The following is a 14,830-nucleotide window of genomic DNA, read 5'->3' as shown; positions in this document are numbered from 1 at the left end:
AGAGTCAGGAAACTCAGCCTAGAGGCATTTATGAGTAACAACCTCGACCAGCTCACCGATTGGTTGAAAGACCATAAGATCACAGAAGTCGAATGCATGATCGGCGACTTGACCGGTATCACCCGGGGCAAGATCTCGCCGACCAACAAGTTCATTGCCGAAAAAGGCATGCGCCTGCCCGAGAGCGTGCTGTTGCAGACCGTGACCGGCGACTATGTCGAAGACGACATCTATTACGAGTTGCTGGACCCGGCGGACATCGACATGATTTGCCGCCCCGACCAGAACGCGGTGTACCTCGTGCCCTGGGCCATCGAACCCACTGCCCAGGTGATCCACGACACCTACGACAAGCAGGGCAACCCTATCGAGCTGTCGCCCCGCAACGTCTTGAAGAAGGTGCTCAAGCTCTACGCCGACCACGGCTGGCAGCCCATCGTGGCGCCGGAGATGGAGTTCTACCTGACCAAGCGCAGCGACGACCCGGACTACCCGCTGCAGCCGCCGATCGGCCGTTCCGGCCGCCCTGAAACCGGGCGTCAGTCGTTCTCCATCGAAGCGGCCAACGAATTCGATCCATTGTTCGAAGATGTCTACGACTGGTGCGAACTGCAGGAGCTGGACCTGGACACCCTGATCCATGAGGACGGCACGGCGCAGATGGAGATCAACTTCCGTCACGGCGACGCCCTGTCCCTGGCCGACCAGATCCTGGTGTTCAAGCGCACCATGCGCGAGGCGGCCCTCAAGCACGACGTGGCGGCCACCTTCATGGCCAAGCCCATGACCGGCGAGCCTGGTAGCGCCATGCATTTGCACCAGAGCATCATCGACATCAACACCGGCAAGAACGTCTTCTCCAACGAAGACGGAACCATGAGCCAGCTGTTCCTCAACCACATTGGCGGGCTGCAGAAGTTCATCCCCGAGTTGCTGCCGCTGTTCGCTCCCAACGTCAACTCGTTCCGCCGCTTCCTGCCCGATACCTCGGCGCCGGTAAACGTCGAGTGGGGCGAAGAGAACCGCACCGTGGGCCTGCGGGTGCCGGATGCCGGACCGCAGAACCGTCGGGTGGAAAACCGCCTGCCGGGCGCCGACGCCAACCCTTACCTGGCCATTGCTGCCAGCCTGCTGTGCGGCTTCATCGGCATGGTCGAAGGCCACAACCCGAGCGCGCCAGTGGTCGGTCGTGGTTATGAACGACGCAACCTGCGCCTGCCGTTGACTATCGAGGACGCCTTGGAGCGTATGGAAAACAGCAAGACCATCGAGAAGTACCTGGGCCAGAAGTTCATCACCGGCTATGTCGCGGTGAAGCGGGCCGAGCATGAAAACTTCAAGCGCGTGATCAGTTCGTGGGAGCGGGAATTCCTGCTGTTCGCCGTCTGATTCGCCGGGCGCCGCTGCCCCCCAGCGGCGCCTTCACTGACACTTAGGAGAGATTGATGACTCATAAAAACCCGCAAACCCGCGAGTGGCAAACCCTCAGCAGTGATCACCACCTGGCGCCTTTCAGCGACTTCAAGCAATTGAAGGAGAAGGGGCCGCGGATCATCACCCATGCCAAGGGTGTTTACCTCTGGGACAGTGAAGGCAATCAGATTCTCGACGGCATGGCCGGCCTGTGGTGCGTAGCCATTGGCTATGGCCGTGACGAACTGGCGGAAGCCGCCAGCAAGCAAATGCGCGAACTGCCCTATTACAACCTGTTCTTCCAGACCGCCCACCCACCGGTGCTGGAGCTGTCCAAGGCGATCGCCGATATCGCGCCAGAAGGCATGAACCACGTGTTCTTCACCGGTTCCGGCTCCGAAGGCAACGACACCATGCTGCGCATGGTCCGCCATTACTGGGCGATCAAGGGCCAGCCGAACAAGAAGACCATCATCAGCCGGGTCAACGGCTACCACGGCTCCACCGTGGCCGGCGCCAGCCTCGGCGGCATGAAGTACATGCACGAACAGGGCGACCTGCCGATTCCGGGTATCGTTCATATCCCGCAACCGTACTGGTTCGGTGAAGGTGGCGACATGAGCCCCGAAGAGTTCGGTATCTGGGCGGCCAACCAGTTGGAAGAGAAGATCCTGGAACTGGGTGTGGATAACGTCGGTGCCTTTATCGCCGAGCCGATCCAGGGCGCTGGCGGCGTGATCGTGCCGCCGGACAGCTACTGGCCGCGGATCAAGGAAATCCTCGCCAAGTACGACATCCTCTTCGTCGCCGACGAAGTGATCTGTGGCTTCGGCCGCACCGGTGAGTGGTTCGGTAGCGATTTCTACGACCTCAAGCCCGACATGATGACCATCGCCAAGGGCCTGACCTCCGGCTACATCCCCATGGGCGGCCTGATTGTCCGTGACGAAGTGGTGGCGGTGCTCAACGAGGGCGGCGATTTCAACCACGGTTTCACCTACTCCGGCCATCCGGTGGCCGCAGCCGTGGCCCTGGAAAACATCCGCATCATGCGCAATGAAAAAATTGTCCAGCGCGCCCATGAAAAAGCGGCACCCTATTTGCAGAAACGTCTGCGTGAGCTGAGTGATCACCCGTTGGTGGGTGAGGTTCGCGGGGTAGGCCTGCTGGGGGCGATCGAGCTGGTCAAGGACAAGGCCACCCGCGCGCGCTATGAAGGCCGCGGCGTGGGCATGATCTGCCGACAGTTCTGCTTCGATAACGGTCTGATCATGCGTGCCGTGGGCGACACCATGATCATTGCGCCACCGCTGGTGATCAGCGAGGCGGAGATCGACGAACTGGTGGCCAAGGCGCGCAAGTGCCTGGATCTGACCTTGAGTGTGCTGCAGAACTGAGTGCTAGGCTTTGAGCGTGGTGCTTGCGGGCACGGCGCTCGAAGCAGATATAAAGGATGGGTCTTTCCTTGAAAGCCGGCCTTGGATCTTGCCAGACTACCCGCCGTTTTGGTTGCCCCGAGATTGGCCGCTGAGCGAGTGGTTAAAAAAGAATAATTGGAGCATTACGCATGAAGGCATTAGGTATGAAGTTAGCTGGCAAGACCCTCCTCGCCATGTCCCTGATGGGCGTGATGGCGGCGGCAGCGCAGGCGGACGATAAAGTACTGCACGTTTACAACTGGTCCGATTACATCGCCCCGGACACCATCAAGAAATTTGAAGCCGAGTCGGGCATCAAAGTGGTCTATGACGTGTTCGACAGCAACGAAACCCTGGAAGCCAAGTTGCTCGCCGGCAAATCCGGTTACGACGTGGTCGTGCCTTCCAACAACTTCCTGGCCAAGCAGATCAAGGCCGGTGTCTATCAGGAACTGGACCAGTCCAAGTTGCCGAACTGGAAGAACCTCAACGAATCGCTGCTCAAGGCGGTATCGGTGAGCGACCCGGGCAACAAGCACGCCTTCCCTTACATGTGGGGCTCGATCGGCATCGGTTTCAACGCCGAGAAGGTCAAGGCGGTATTGGGTGCCGACGCACCGACCAACTCCTGGGACCTGCTGTTCAAGCCGGAAAACGCCGAGAAGTTGAAGGCTTGTGGGGTCAGTTTCCTCGATTCGCCAACCGAGATGATTCCGGTGGCGCTGCACTACCTGGGCTACCCGACCGACAGCCAGGACAAAAAGCAACTGGCTGAAGCCGAAGCCCTGTTCCTCAAGATCCGTCCTTCGATCGCCTACTTCCACTCGTCCAAGTACATCTCCGACCTGGCTAACGGCAACATCTGCGTCGCCGTGGGTTACTCGGGCGACATCTATCAGGCCAAGGCTCGTGCCGCCGAAGCCGGTGACAAGGTCAAGGTCAGCTACAACATTCCGAAAGAGGGTGCTGGCAGCTTCTACGACATGGTCGCCATCCCCAAAGACGCGGAAAACGTCGACGGCGCCTACAAGTTCATGACCTTCCTGCAAAAGCCTGAAGTCATGGCCGAAATCACCAACGCCGTGCGTTTCCCCAACGGTAACGCGGCTGCAACCCCGTTGGTCGATAAAGACATCACCAGCGACCCGGGCGTTTACCCGCCGGCTGACGTACAGGCCAAGCTGTATGCGATCGCCGACTTGCCGGCCGCGACCCAGCGCATCCTGACCCGCAGCTGGACCAAGATCAAATCCGGTAAATAAGCCGATTTGCAGCACCACCTGTTGCCGTCGTCGTGGCGAGGGCGGCAACAGGAAACAATTAAATGACAGAAAGTTTTGCTGGATTGGTTTATCGAGGGTAAGTTGCGCGCCGGTTTTGTTGCTGGGCAGCTCGGAGGCTGTCAGGTAGCGCGGGGCAACTTGGGCCCAACTATTTAAGAGGACCTCCACTTGCCTATTTCTTTATTTCGCAAAGCCATGCTGGTCGCCGCCAGCCTGACGCTGGTGGCTGGCGCGCAGGCTGCACCGACCGTGCATATTTATAACTGGTCCGACTACATCGGTCAGAACACCCTGGCCGAATTTGAAAAAGCCACGGGCATCAAGCCGGTGTATGACGTTTTCGATTCCAACGAAACCCTGGAAGGCAAGTTGCTGGCCGGTCGCACCGGTTATGACGTGGTGGTGCCGTCCAACCACTTCCTGGGCAAGCAGATCAAGGCTGGGGCTTTCCAGAAGCTCGACAAGAGTCTGCTGACCCACTATTCGAATCTCGATCCGGTGCTGCTCAAGCGCCTGGAAATGAACGACCCGGGCAATCAGTACGCGGTGCCGTACCTGTGGGGCACCAATGGCATTGGCTACAACGTCGACAAGGTCAAGGCCGTGCTGGGCGTGGACAAGATCGACTCCTGGAGCGTGCTGTTCGAGCCGGAGAACATCAAGAAGCTCAACAGCTGCGGCGTGGCCTTCCTCGATTCTGCCGATGAAATGATGCCCACGGTCCTCAATTACCTGGGCCTGGATGCCAACAGCACCAACCCCCAGGACTACAAGAAGGCCGAAGCCAAGTTGCTGGCGGTGCGTCCCTACGTGACCTACTTCCACTCGTCCAAGTACATCTCGGACCTGGCCAACGGCAATATCTGCGTGGCCATCGGCTTTTCCGGCGACGTGTTCCAGGCCAAGGCCCGGGCCGCCGACGCTGGCAAGGGCGTGAACATCGCCTACGCGATTCCGAAGGAAGGCGGTGCCCTGTGGTTCGACATGCTGGCGATCCCCAAGGACTCGACCAACGTCAAGGAGGCTCACGCCTTCATCAACTATTTGCTGCAACCTGAGGTGATTGCCCAGGTCAGTGACTACGTCGGTTACGCCAACCCCAACCCCGGGTCGGACAAGCTGATGGAGCAGTCCATTCGCACCGACGAAGCGGTTTATCCACCGCAAGCTGTACTCGACAAGACCTACGTGTCCATCGAGTTGCCACCCAATATCCAACGCTTGATGACCCGTAGCTGGACCAAGGTCAAGACGGGTAAGTAGTTCCACAGGCTCAAACTATCCAAGGTCCGCCCACGTGGGGCGGGCTGCAAATTTTGTTGGGAGTTTCGCAAATGGCAGTTGCCTCCGGCGCCTATAAGAAAGCCCTCGAGGGCGACCAGACACCTAAGCAGGTGCTGGTCAAAATCGACCGGGTCACGAAGAAGTTCGACGAGACGGTTGCCGTGGACGATGTGTCCCTGGAAATCAAGAAGGGCGAGATCTTCGCCCTGCTCGGCGGCTCGGGTTCGGGCAAGTCCACCTTGTTGCGGATGCTGGCCGGTTTCGAACGGCCAACGGAGGGGCGAATCTTCCTCGATGGTGTGGACATCACCGACATGCCGCCCTATGAGCGGCCGATCAACATGATGTTCCAGTCCTATGCGCTGTTCCCGCACATGACCGTGGCCCAGAACATCGCCTTCGGCCTCAAGCAGGACAAGATCCCTGCGGCCGAAATCGACGCCCGGGTGGCGGAGATGCTCAAGCTGGTACAGATGAGCCAGTATGCCAAGCGCAAGCCGCACCAGCTGTCCGGTGGCCAGCGCCAGCGCGTGGCTCTGGCCCGTTCCCTGGCCAAGCGTCCCAAGCTGTTGCTGCTGGACGAACCCATGGGCGCCCTGGACAAGAAGCTGCGCTCGCAGATGCAGCTGGAACTGGTTGAGATCATCGAGCGCGTAGGCGTGACCTGCGTGATGGTGACCCACGACCAGGAAGAGGCCATGACCATGGCCGAACGCATCGCCATCATGCACCTGGGCTGGATCGCCCAGATTGGCAGCCCGATCGATATCTACGAGACTCCGGTCAGCCGCCTGGTCTGCGAATTCATCGGCAACGTCAATATCTTCGAAGGTGAAGTGGTGGACGATGCCGAAGGTCACGCCCTGATCACCTGCAAGGATCTGGACCGCAGCATCTATGTCGGCCACGGCATCAGTACCTCGGTGCAGGACAAGTCGGTGACCTACGCGATCCGCCCGGAAAAGCTCCTGGTGACCGCCGAGATGCCGACCTGCGAGTACAACTGGTCCAGCGGCAAGGTGCACGACATTGCCTACCTGGGCGGCCACTCGGTGTTCTACGTAGAGCTGCCGAGCGGCAAGCTGGTGCAGTCCTTCGTGGCCAACGCCGAGCGTCGCGGCGCGCGGCCGACCTGGGGTGACCAGGTTTACGTCTGGTGGGAAGACGACAGCGGCGTGGTACTGCGCTCATGAACATGCGAAAGCTCAAGCGCCGACTCAATCGAATAATTCCCGGTGGCCGTCAGCTGGTCATCGGGGTTCCGTTCATCTGGCTGTTCCTGTTCTTCATGCTGCCGTTCTTCATCGTGCTGAAGATCAGCTTCGCCGAAGCGGACGTGGCCATTCCGCCGTATACCGAGATCTACAGCTACGTCGACCAGAAGCTGCAGGTGCTGCTCAACCTGGGCAACTACGCGATGCTCGGCGACGACGAGCTGTACATCGCGGCTTACCTCGGCTCGCTGAAGATGGCGTTCTTCAGCACCATCCTCTGCCTGCTGATCGGCTACCCGATGGCCTATGCCATCGCCAGTGCCCGTAAAGAGCTGCAGACGGTGCTGGTGCTGCTGATCATGATGCCGACCTGGACCGCGATCCTGATCCGCGTCTATGCCTGGATGGGCATCCTCAGCAACAACGGCTTGCTCAACGGCTTCTTGATGTCCATGGGCTGGATCAACGAGCCGCTGCAGATCCTCAACACCAACATCGCGGTGTACATCGGCGTGGTCTATTCCTACCTGCCGTTCATGATCCTGCCGCTGTACGCCAACCTGGTGAAGCACGACACCAGCCTGCTGGAGGCCGCGGCCGACCTGGGTTCGAGCACCTTCAACAGCTTCTGGAAGATCACCGTACCGCTGTCCAAGAACGGCATCATCGCCGGTTGCATGCTGGTGTTCATCCCGGTGGTGGGCGAGTTCGTGATTCCGGAACTCTTGGGCGGCCCGGAAACCCTGATGATTGGTAAGGTGCTCTGGCAAGAGTTCTTCAACAACCGTGACTGGCCGGTGGCATCCGCCCTGGCGGTGGTGATGCTGGCGATCCTGATTGTGCCGATCATCCTGTTCAACCGCAGTCAGGCCAAAGAAATGGAGGGCAAGGAATGAAGCGCTTCAGTTTCTCAAGCATGATGCTGGTGCTGGGCCTGTTGTTCATCTACCTGCCGATGCTGATCCTGGTGATCTACTCGTTCAACGCCTCGAAACTGGTGACGGTGTGGGGCGGCTGGTCGATCAACTGGTACATCGGCCTGCTGGATAACACTCAGCTCATGGGCTCGGTCCTGCGCTCCCTGGAAATCGCCTGCTACACCGCCGTTGCCGCGGTGGCCCTGGGCACCCTGGCGGCCTTCGTCCTGACCCGGATTACTCACTTCAAGGGCCGCACCCTGTTCGGTGGCCTGGTGACGGCGCCGCTGGTGATGCCTGAAGTGATCACCGGTCTGTCGCTGTTGCTGCTGTTCGTGGCCATGGCTCAGGCGGTCGGTTGGCCTCAGGAGCGTGGCATCGTCACCATCTGGATTGCCCACACCACGTTCTGCGCGGCTTATGTGGCGGTGGTGGTGTCGGCTCGCCTGCGCGAGCTTGACCTGTCCATCGAAGAGGCGGCCATGGACCTGGGCGCGCGGCCGTGGAAGGTGTTCTTCCTGATCACCATCCCGATGATCGCGCCGTCCCTGGCAGCGGGGGGCATGATGTCCTTCGCCCTGTCCCTGGATGACCTGGTCCTGGCCAGCTTCGTCTCTGGCCCTGGCTCCACCACCTTGCCGATGGAAGTGTTCTCGGCGGTGCGCCTGGGGGTCAAACCGGAGATCAACGCCGTGGCCAGCCTGATCCTGCTGGCGGTGTCCCTGGTGACCTTCCTGGTCTGGTTCTTCAGCCGCCGCGCCGAAGAAGCTCGCAAGCGCGCGATCCAGCAAGCCATCGAAGAGAGCGCTGCTGACTCCTGGAAGCAGCCGGACGTACGTCGGGCCCAGGCGCCGGAAGCGGTCTGACCTCAGGTTCGCAACACCTCAGGTTCGCAATAAAAAACCTCGCCCCGTAACCGGGAGCGAGGTTTTTTATTGCCCCATGCTGCCTGTTTCGCCGTAGGAGCGCTCAGGGGCGGCGCGCCGGCAGCAGCTTCAGGGTGCTGCGGGTGTTGGCGGTGACTTCCTCTTCGCTGAAGTGCGCCTGTTGGTAGACCCCTTCGATGTAGGCCTCGGCCTGGTCGTCGTAGTGCTTGTCGAACAGCACGCCGCTCTGGCCCACGGGGTTGATGGTCAGGCTGTGGGCCGGGTCGGCGAAGTCGATGATGCGCCGGGTCGAGGGGCCATACACCACGGACCAGGGCGCAGGGCCGATTTTGGCGGTGAGGTTGTTCGGCACTTCATGGCTGCCTGGGGCGTCCAGGGGGCCGACGTTGAATACCCGGTCCAGAGGCTTCTGCATCCCCAGCGGGTGGCCGTGGGTCAGGGTATGGGCGTTGCCCCAGCGCCATTGTGCGGGGTTGGCGCCCAGGGTGCGCTTGAGGTGGTCGATGCTGGCGCGCCAGGCCACCTTGACCGTGTCGGCGCGGCTTTCACGCTGGGGCGTGGTGCGGTTGTCCCACCAGGGGGAATCGGGATCGGCCGCCAGCCGGGGCAGGGCAGCATCCACCACTCGGGCCTGGATCAGGGCATCGAAGTAGGCGTCACCGAGTTTTTCATGGAAGGTGGCGTTGGCCAGCTCGAACAGGAATTGGTTGAACAGGGTGGCACTGGTGGAGTCCAGCGGGTAGTCGCCCTGCCACTTGGCCAGTTGCTCTACCAGCTTCAGTTCCTCGGGGGCGCCGACCACTTCCCGCAGCACGGGCAACAGCGGTGCCAGCAGGCGCGGCCCGTAGGCGGTTGTCGTGCCCAGCTGCAGCTTCTGGGTGTTTTCCAGGTCCCATTTCACGCTTTTGTCACTGAGCTGACGGTCCAGTTGCTGACCCCGGTCGGCGAGGTTGTAGTAGCCGGGGATCTCCATGCCGGTCGGGGAGACGGGCTGGAAGTTGGCGGAGACGATATAGCCCCGGGCCGGGTTCTCTTCCTGGGGGTTGGCGCTAAAGGGGTAGAAGCCCTCCTTGTCAGCCATGGCGGTGCTGCCGTCGAGCAGGAACGCCGGTTTCGCCCCGGTCGGGCGCTTGGGCAGCAGCGCCGCCGCCCACCAGCCGATATCGCCCTTGGCGTTGGCCCAGACAATGTTCAGGCCGGGGGCGTGGACCTTGGCGGAGGCCGCTCGGACCTTGGCCAGGGTATCGGCGCGGTTGAGCTGGTAGAAACCATCGAGGATCGGGTTGGGGGTTTCCAAAAAGCCCCACCACATGGCCACCGGGGCCTTGCCCACGGTGGTGCCGAGCATGTCGTTGATGATCGGGCCGTGGGGCGACTGGCGCAGGGTCAGGGTCACCGGCGCCTGGCCCTTGACTGCAATCTGCTGCTCGCTGCTGATCAGATCGACCCATTTGTCATGGAACCAGACCTGATTGGGGTTTTCCGGGTTGACCTTCTCGACGATCAGGTCGAGATCGTCGTTCTGGAACATGGTCAGGCTCCAGCCGAAGTCCAGGTTGTGGCCCAGGAAGGCGAAGGGCACCAGGGCTTGATGATGGCCGTAGAGTTCGAAGCCCGGCGCCGAAAGCTGCGCCTCGTACCACACCGACGGCAGGGAGTAGCGGATGTGCGGATCGCCGGCCAGCAGCGGGCGTCCGCTCTTGGTCCGAGCGCCGGCCACGGCCCAGGCGTTGCTGCCTTCGAATTGCGGCAGTCCGGCCTCGCTCAGGGCTTGCTGGCTCAGGAGGGCGATCTGCCCCAGGTCCTGCCAGTCGACAGCGGCCAGGGGCAGGGACGGTTGCGGCTTGCCTTTGGCCAGCACGCCCTTGGGCTGCCAGTCGAGGTCGAAGACTTTCAGGTAATCGTTGCCCAACTGGTCGCGGATGTAGGTCAAGAGCGGTTCGGTGCGAAAGGCCATGGCGAAGCTGTAGGCCATGAAACCGGCGACGCTGACGGTGTCTTCTGCGGTGAATGGCCGCTTGTGGATGCCCAGGACATCGAACTCCATGGGGCTGGCGTGGCTGTCCTGATACTGGTTGATGCCATCCAGATAGGCTTCCAGGGCCTTCCAGGCGGGAGACTGACGGTCGAGCCCGGCCACATAGCTGTCAGCGCGCTCGCGGATGCGCAGGCTGCGGAACAGTTTGTCGGTATCCAGTAGCTTGGGCCCCAGGACCTCTGCCAGTTCGCCCCGGGACAGGCGCCGCAAGACTTCCATCTGGAACAGTCGGTCCTGGGCGTGGACGTAACCCAGGGCGCGATACAGGTCGGTTTCGTTCTCCGCGCGGATATGGGGCACGCCACGCTCGTCGTAACGCACAGTGACCGAGCCTTGCAGGCCACGGACTTCCACCTGGCCCTGACGCGTCGGCTGCTTGCTGTAGAGATAACCGACGACACCCGCCAGCACGGCGAGGATCAGGACAGCGACGACGGTCAGGCTGCGTTTCATGCGGGCTCCTTGCTGTTGTTTTCAGTGCCGCCCTGGAAGAGCAGCAGAGATTTAGCACAAGTCATGGGCCTCGCGCAGGAGGCAGTCCTTGAATAGGCGCGAATGCCTTTAATTGGCAGTGACTGGCCAGGGACAGTAGCAGCCTACCGCCAGGGTGTGGGTGGCATTGATCTGGCGATGGTTCTCCAGCGCCTGGAGGATAGGCTCGATGAAGCTGTTGCTGGAGTTGCAGGTCAGGCCTTCGCTGTAGGGCCCGAAGTAGGCCAGCTTGCCGTTGCGGTCCCAGATCGCCACCGCCGGACTGGCGGGAATCTGTTCGGCGCCGGGCAGGCTGTCGAGGGGCTTCAGGCGGCCCAGGGTGGCGGGCAGTTGGCCGTGACTGCCGGGCTTCTGCACGGAATAGAACTCCACGCCCCGCGGACCATAGGTTTCGATCAGTTCAGCCAGGTGCTGCTGGTTGCCGACGTTGCAGGGGCAGGCCGGGTCCCAGAAGTGCACCAGGCGGATGGCCCCGGGGCCGGCCAGCTCGGCGGGCAGTTGCAGCGGGTCGCCGGAGAACACCGCGGTGTGTTCACTGAAGGCCCGCAGATAGCGTCCCTGGAACCAGTCGTAGGCGCACCAGAGCACCACGGCGCAGATCAGGACGAGCAGGCTGGCAAGCAGGGAGGTGCGGTAAGGCTGGCGCATTAAGATCGGTCCTCGAAGGTCGCGTAGCTTGCCATGCTTGCCGCGACAGATGAATATCGCAGGCCTAGAAAGCCTGTTTTATCCCCGGTGCCCCCCGCTTTGGAAAATCCCATGTCCGTGACCTTCGACCCCGACCACCTGCGTGCCAGTCTGCAACCTCTGGTGGCTGGGCAGCCCTTGTCGGTGGAGGCCCAGGCCTATCAGCGCTTCTATGGGCTGGACTTCGCCGGACGGGCGCTCGTGCCACGCAGTCGCCTGGGGCGCTTTCAAGTGGAAGGCTACGAGGTGGTCACGCAGGTGTGGTGGCCGGAGCAGCCACAGGCAACGCTGTTTCTGTTCCACGGTTTCTACGATCACATGGGCTTGTACCGGCATGTGATCGAGTGGGCCCTGCAGCGCCGCTTCGTGGTGATTTCCTGTGACCTGCCGGGGCATGGCCTGTCCAGTGGCGAGCGCGCCAGCATCGATGATTTCGCGGTGTATCAACAGGTACTGCAAGGCCTGTTCGCCGAGGCGCGGTCTCTGGAGTTGCCCCAGCCCTGGCACTTGTTCGGGCAAAGCACCGGTGGCGCGATCATCATGGATCACTTGCTCAATCAGGGCGCCGAGAGCCCGGCCCAGGGGCAAGTGGTGCTGCTCTCGCCCTTGGTACGGCCGCGGGCCTGGGGCTGGTCGATGCTCAGCTATTACCTGTTGCGGCCATTTGTCAGCGGCATTGCCCGGCGCTTCAGCGAGAACTCCAACGATCCGGATTTTCTTGCCTTCCTCCAGGCCGATCCGTTGCAGCCACAACGTTTGCCCACTGCCTGGGTCGGCGCGTTGGCGCGTTGGATCAAGCGGCTGGAAGCCGCCCCGCGCAGTTCAAGGCAGCCGCTGATCGTGCAGGGGCAGGCGGACATGACGGTGGATTGGGAGCACAACCTGCAAGTGATTCGCGGTAAGTTCACGGCCCCCGAGGTCTTGATGCTGCCGGAGGCGCGGCATCACCTGGCCAATGAAATTCCCTTGTACCGCGATCAGTACTTCGCCTTTCTGACCCAGCACGTCTGAGCCGCAGGAGATGGGTGTAGCCGCTGCCGTAGGCTGCGAACGGCCCGAAGAGTCGCTGGAGGTTCGGCGCTGGATTGCCAGGCAAGGTCCTGCGCAGCTTTGCGCAGCCTCGCGGGCTCGGCAGCGGCTACAGGTGAGTTGGCTGGATCAGGGGGCGAGGCTGGAGGTACTCTGGCCGACCGCCAGGCCGGCGCGAATCGCTGCCAGGGCTGCCTGGTAATAGGCCTTGCCCTCAGTGGATTCGGCGAAGGTTGCGAACTCTTCCAGCTCGGTGTCGGACAGGTCCCGGTAAACGTACAGCAGGGTGTTGTTCAGGTCGTTGCCGATCTGCTGCATCAATCGCTGGCGCTGACCGTTGAGCATGCCCTGGGCCTGCCCCCCTCCCAGCAGGCCGGGAATCATCTGGCTCAGGCTGTCTGCGGCGACTCCGGCGATCGCCAGGCTGACTTCCGCGCCGGCCTCCTTAGCCGGCAGCGCCTGGGCCAGGTGGCCGATGATCAATTGGCGGTTATCGCTGACCTGCATCTTCGGCAGGCCCTGAGCATTCTTGGCCAACTGGTCGCGACGGGTGGCCAGCAGTTCGGCGGCGACGATCTTGCGGCCCAGGGGCGACTGGAAGAAAGCCAGGGCGGGGGCGGGATTGGCGAGATGCCGGCGCAGTTGCTCTTCGGCGCGACGGTCCACGGCCTGGGGCGCAAAGCGCTGGTTACTGTTGTCCACCAGGGCCTGGTAGACCGCCGGCGGCAAGCTGTTCTGGTAGCGCTGCTGGGCGGCGCTGAGGGCATCGTTGAAATGCGCGCGCTGTTCCGGCCAACCGGCGACCTTGTACAACTGGTCGTGGCTGTCTGCCCAGGCAGGCAAGGCGCAGAACATCAACAGTGAGAAAAGCAAACGGCGCATAAGGACTCCTGTCAGCAGGCGACTATTCTCCGGGGCAAGGCGATGGTTGTCGAGAATTCGTATCAGGATCGCCCGCTAAAGTAATGAATGGAAAATGCATTGGAAAAAAATGCGTGATCCTCCGCTCTGTGGCTCTGTCAGATTTATCTGATGCTGGATACTATGCGCGCCATGCAAATACCCTCTGATCATCCGCTGTTGTTGCGTATCGTCGACGACCTGGCCGCCTGTGGCTGGTCGCAGCAGAATATTTTCCTGCCCGAGGGTCTGACCCTCGAACTGGCGGCTGAGTGCCGTAAACGTGCAATAGAAGGTGAACTGGCGCCTGCGGCGGTAGGGCGAGGCCCGGCTCAGGAGATACGCGAGGGTATTCGCGGCGACCATATCCAGTGGCTCGAGCCCGGCCAGGCCGAGGCCGTCGATACCTATCTGGGGTTGATGGACAGCCTGCGCGAGGCCCTCAATCGAGGCCTGTTTCTCGGGCTTGAGGATTTCGAATGTCACTTCGCGATGTACCCGCCGGGCGCCTTCTACAAGCGTCACGTGGATCGCTTTCGCGATGACGACCGGCGCATGGTGTCGGCCGTGATCTACCTCAACTCGCAATGGTTGCCCGAGCACGGCGGGCAACTGCGCATGTACCTGAACGATCAGGAGCCATATGATGTAGCCCCCGTCGGGGGCCGGCTAGTGGTGTTTCTCTCTGGCGAGGTGCCCCATGAAGTCCTCCCAGCGACCCGGGAACGCCTGTCCTTGACCGGCTGGTTCCGGCGTCGTGGTAACGAGCCGTTCTGTTGATGCACAAGATTCTGGTCAGTCGCTGTCTGTTGGGCCACCGCGTACGCTACGACGGCGGTGCCAGCGGCCCCTTCGATCAATTGTCCAGCTGGTTGCAAGAGGGCCGGGTGGTTGCCTTGTGCCCGGAGGTGGCCGGCGGCTTGCCGACGCCACGGGCGGCCGCGGAGATTCCGGGCGGGCAAGGCATCGAGGTGCTGGATGGCAAGGCTTCAGTGCTGACCTCTGAGGGGGAGGATGTCAGCGCCGAGTTTCTCTCCGGCGCCCGGCAAGCCCTGGAACTGGTGCGCAAGCACGGAATCCGTATCGCCGTACTCAAGGCCAACAGTCCGTCCTGCGGTAATGTGCTCACCTATGACGGCACCTTCAGCGGCATCAAGGTTCAGGGCGAGGGCGTGACTGCGGCGCTATTGCAGCGCCATGGCGTGCAAGTCTTCAGTGAGTTGCAACTGCCCGAGGCCGCTGCTGCCCTGGCCGCCCTGTAGCCGCAG

13 protein-coding genes are annotated in these 14,830 nt (G+C 61.7%); 10 read left to right on the top strand and 3 right to left on the bottom strand.

Features of this window, described 5'->3' with window-relative positions; translation table 11 throughout:
- The first annotated feature begins 30 nt into the window (after positions 1-30).
- The 7 genes from WIN67_RS29370 (at position 31) to WIN67_RS29340 (ending at position 8,395) form a co-directional block, all read left to right on the top strand.
- A complete protein-coding gene (locus tag WIN67_RS29370) occupies positions 31-1,389 on the top strand; it encodes a glutamine synthetase family protein (RefSeq protein ID WP_102862147.1) in 1,359 nt (452 codons plus the stop codon).
- Positions 1,390-1,445: 56 nt separating this feature from the next.
- The gene (locus WIN67_RS29365; RefSeq protein WP_339070388.1) at positions 1,446-2,810 is read left to right on the top strand and encodes an aspartate aminotransferase family protein; all 1,365 of its coding nucleotides are present in this window, start codon (positions 1,446-1,448) and stop codon (positions 2,808-2,810) included.
- Between the two features lie 185 nt (positions 2,811-2,995).
- A complete protein-coding gene (locus tag WIN67_RS29360; RefSeq protein WP_102881213.1) occupies positions 2,996-4,093 on the top strand; it encodes a polyamine ABC transporter substrate-binding protein in 1,098 nt (365 codons plus the stop codon).
- 189 nt (positions 4,094-4,282) lie between these two features.
- Entirely contained in the window at positions 4,283-5,377 is a 1,095-nt protein-coding gene (locus tag WIN67_RS29355) for a polyamine ABC transporter substrate-binding protein (RefSeq protein ID WP_339070387.1), read from the top strand.
- Positions 5,378-5,448: 71 nt separating this feature from the next.
- Positions 5,449-6,591 (top strand): ABC transporter ATP-binding protein, encoded by a 1,143-nt coding sequence (locus tag WIN67_RS29350; protein ID WP_041120308.1) that lies wholly within the window; start codon positions 5,449-5,451, stop codon positions 6,589-6,591.
- 35 nt (positions 6,592-6,626) lie between these two features.
- The gene (locus WIN67_RS29345; protein ID WP_170001853.1) at positions 6,627-7,508 is read left to right on the top strand and encodes an ABC transporter permease subunit; all 882 of its coding nucleotides are present in this window, start codon (positions 6,627-6,629) and stop codon (positions 7,506-7,508) included.
- Entirely contained in the window at positions 7,505-8,395 is an 891-nt protein-coding gene (locus WIN67_RS29340) for an ABC transporter permease subunit (RefSeq protein ID WP_102862142.1), read from the top strand. The genes WIN67_RS29345 and WIN67_RS29340 overlap by 4 nt, the downstream gene beginning before the upstream one ends.
- Positions 8,396-8,498: 103 nt before the next feature.
- Here WIN67_RS29340 and WIN67_RS29335 read toward each other — a convergent pair whose 3' ends face one another.
- Both WIN67_RS29335 and WIN67_RS29330 read right to left on the bottom strand, forming a co-directional pair.
- Positions 8,499-10,907: a penicillin acylase family protein gene (locus tag WIN67_RS29335; RefSeq protein ID WP_339070386.1), complete on the bottom strand. Its 2,409-nt coding sequence runs from the start codon at positions 10,905-10,907 to the stop codon at positions 8,499-8,501.
- Positions 10,908-11,015: 108 nt separating this feature from the next.
- Positions 11,016-11,594, bottom strand: coding sequence for a DUF6436 domain-containing protein (locus WIN67_RS29330; protein WP_115581164.1), 579 nt, complete (start codon positions 11,592-11,594; stop codon positions 11,016-11,018).
- Positions 11,595-11,705: 111 nt separating this feature from the next.
- On the opposite strand from WIN67_RS29330, the gene WIN67_RS29325 reads away from it, so the two are divergent.
- A complete protein-coding gene (locus WIN67_RS29325; RefSeq protein WP_102862139.1) occupies positions 11,706-12,644 on the top strand; it encodes an alpha/beta hydrolase in 939 nt (312 codons plus the stop codon).
- A gap of 147 nt (positions 12,645-12,791) precedes the next feature.
- On the opposite strand, the gene WIN67_RS29320 is transcribed toward WIN67_RS29325, so the two are convergent.
- Positions 12,792-13,544 (bottom strand): DUF2059 domain-containing protein, encoded by a 753-nt coding sequence (locus tag WIN67_RS29320; RefSeq protein WP_102862138.1) that lies wholly within the window; start codon positions 13,542-13,544, stop codon positions 12,792-12,794.
- A 162-nt stretch (positions 13,545-13,706) separates the two neighbouring features.
- Here WIN67_RS29320 and WIN67_RS29315 point away from each other — a divergent pair, with 162 nt between their 5' ends.
- On the top strand, positions 13,707-14,342 hold the full coding sequence (locus tag WIN67_RS29315) for a 2OG-Fe(II) oxygenase (RefSeq protein ID WP_339071746.1): 636 nt from the start codon (positions 13,707-13,709) through the stop codon (positions 14,340-14,342).
- Positions 14,342-14,824 (top strand): DUF523 domain-containing protein, encoded by a 483-nt coding sequence (locus WIN67_RS29310; protein ID WP_339070385.1) that lies wholly within the window; start codon positions 14,342-14,344, stop codon positions 14,822-14,824. The genes WIN67_RS29315 and WIN67_RS29310 overlap by 1 nt, the downstream gene beginning before the upstream one ends.
- Positions 14,825-14,830: the final 6 nt, after the last annotated feature.

Source organism: Pseudomonas idahonensis, from assembly GCF_037903935.1.
GTDB lineage: Bacteria > Pseudomonadota > Gammaproteobacteria > Pseudomonadales > Pseudomonadaceae > Aquipseudomonas > Aquipseudomonas danubii.
Note: the sequence above shows the minus strand (reverse complement) of the source record. Positions and strands in the feature narration are given on the sequence as shown.

What these genes read in the sequence shown, in the direction of transcription:
- WIN67_RS29370 (WP_102862147.1), top strand. Translation starts at nt 31, where the DNA reads ATGAGTAACAACCTCGACCAGCTCACCGATTGGTTGAAAGACCATAAG.
- WIN67_RS29365 (WP_339070388.1), top strand. Translation starts at nt 1,446, where the DNA reads ATGACTCATAAAAACCCGCAAACCCGCGAGTGGCAAACCCTCAGCAGT.
- WIN67_RS29360 (WP_102881213.1), top strand. Translation starts at nt 2,996, where the DNA reads ATGAAGTTAGCTGGCAAGACCCTCCTCGCCATGTCCCTGATGGGCGTG.
- WIN67_RS29350 (WP_041120308.1), top strand. Translation starts at nt 5,449, where the DNA reads ATGGCAGTTGCCTCCGGCGCCTATAAGAAAGCCCTCGAGGGCGACCAG.
- WIN67_RS29340 (WP_102862142.1), top strand. Translation starts at nt 7,505, where the DNA reads ATGAAGCGCTTCAGTTTCTCAAGCATGATGCTGGTGCTGGGCCTGTTG.
- WIN67_RS29335 (WP_339070386.1), bottom strand. Translation starts at nt 10,907, where the DNA reads ATGAAACGCAGCCTGACCGTCGTCGCTGTCCTGATCCTCGCCGTGCTG.
- WIN67_RS29330 (WP_115581164.1), bottom strand. Translation starts at nt 11,594, where the DNA reads ATGCGCCAGCCTTACCGCACCTCCCTGCTTGCCAGCCTGCTCGTCCTG.
- WIN67_RS29325 (WP_102862139.1), top strand. Translation starts at nt 11,706, where the DNA reads ATGTCCGTGACCTTCGACCCCGACCACCTGCGTGCCAGTCTGCAACCT.
- WIN67_RS29320 (WP_102862138.1), bottom strand. Translation starts at nt 13,544, where the DNA reads ATGCGCCGTTTGCTTTTCTCACTGTTGATGTTCTGCGCCTTGCCTGCC.
- WIN67_RS29315 (WP_339071746.1), top strand. Translation starts at nt 13,707, where the DNA reads ATGCGCGCCATGCAAATACCCTCTGATCATCCGCTGTTGTTGCGTATC.
- WIN67_RS29310 (WP_339070385.1), top strand. Translation starts at nt 14,342, where the DNA reads ATGCACAAGATTCTGGTCAGTCGCTGTCTGTTGGGCCACCGCGTACGC.